Here is a 1,526-nt window from a genome sequence, read left to right as displayed (position 1 = left end):
GGGACAGACATCCCAGGAGCTAAGGGTGTCAAGCTGCGAGTGGTTCGGTGTGGTGTTGCCAGGCGGTTTCTTCGTTGTAGGGGGTGCTGGTTTTGAGGCAGCCGTGGAGGATGCCGACGAGGCGGTTGGCGAGTTGGCGCAGGGCGGGGTTGTGTTCGGCTCCGCGGGCTCGTTGTTTGTCGTAGTAGGCGCGGGCTCCGGGTGATGTGTTGAGTGCGGCGAAGGCTTGGCCCATGAGCGCGTCGATGAGCCGGTCGTTGTGCACGAACCGGGCCAGGGCGACTTTCTTCTTGCCCGAGGCGCGGGTGATCGGGGAGGTGGCGGCGTAGTTCTTGCGGGCTTTGGCGTTGGCGTAGCGGTGGGGGTCGTCGCCGAACTCTGCGAGCACCCGGGCGCCGTAGATCGTTCCCAGACCGGGCTGGGACAGCACGATCTCAACGTCCGGGTGCCGGCCAAAATTGGCCTCGACCTCCTTCTCGAGGGTTTTGATCTGCTCGTTGAGCACGACCAGGACCGCGACCAGCGCGCGGGTCGAGGCGGCGTAAGCGGCGGTCACCACGGCGGGTTGGCCGAGGTGGTCGGCGCGCAGCGCCGAGCGGATCTGCTCGGTTTTCTCGCCGATGCCGCGGCGGCGGGCGCGTTTGAGTGCCGCGCTGATCTGGACGGTGCTCAGCCCGGCCGCCGCGACCGGATCGGGGGCCTTGGCCAGCAGTTCCAGGGTGTCGGCAGCGTGCAAGTCGTCGAAGGCAACGAGCGCGGCCGGGAAGTACTCCCGCAGCGCGTGCCGCAACCGCTGACCGGTGCGGGTCCGTTCCCAGATCATCGTCTTGTGGATCCGGGTCACGACCTTGACCGCTTCGACCTGGGCGCTGTCACCGGCCACGGTGCGCAGCTGATGGGAATCGGTGCGGACCATGTCGGCCAGCACGTGCGCGTCGGCCGCGTCGCTCTTGGCGCCCGACACCACATACCGTTTGCGGTATTGCGAGGCCTGCAACGGGTTGACCGCGAACACCAGATAGCCCGCCGCGACCAGCGCTGCCACCCACGGACCCCGGTCGGTCTCGATCCCGACCACCACCTGCACCTCGTCAGGATCGGCATCACCGAACTGCTTAGCCACCAACGCATGCAGCCGGGCCATCCCGGCCACGCCCTCGGGCAGCCGCGCCGTGGCCAGCACCCGGCCCGCCGCGTCCATCACCTCCACATCGTGATGCGCTTCGGCCCAGTCATCACCCACGAAGAACTTCAACCTGCTTCTCCCCACACTCGAGGCCAGTAACCAGCAAGCCGGTCGGGAGAACCATCAGCGACCTAATAAATCAGTGCTCACGACCCCCTGCACAGCACGGTCGGGCACGACATCCCAGCAGCGATCTACTCTCCCGGTCACCAGCAGGGGCACGCTCTGTCCCCAAGACTCACAGGTCCAGGTAATAGAAGTGCTCACCCACCAGCGGCTTACCAGTCCGAGTCTGCCCGACGGGCGACCCGATAACTCTTATTAGGTAATTACTTGTTCA

Annotated in this window: 1 protein-coding gene; it reads right to left on the bottom strand. The window is 66.1% G+C overall.

The features are described 5' to 3' along the window. Nucleotides 1-28: 28 nt before the first annotated feature. Entirely contained in the window at nt 29-1,255 is a 1,227-nt protein-coding gene (locus tag E1263_RS42325) for an IS110 family RNA-guided transposase (protein ID WP_132178114.1), read from the bottom strand. Between the last annotated feature and the right edge of the window lie 271 nt (nt 1,256-1,526).

Origin of the sequence: Kribbella antibiotica (assembly GCF_004349055.1) — a bacterium.
In the GTDB taxonomy this organism is placed as follows: Bacteria; Actinomycetota; Actinomycetes; order Propionibacteriales; family Kribbellaceae; genus Kribbella; species Kribbella antibiotica.
Note: the sequence above shows the minus strand (reverse complement) of the source record. Positions and strands in the feature narration are given on the sequence as shown.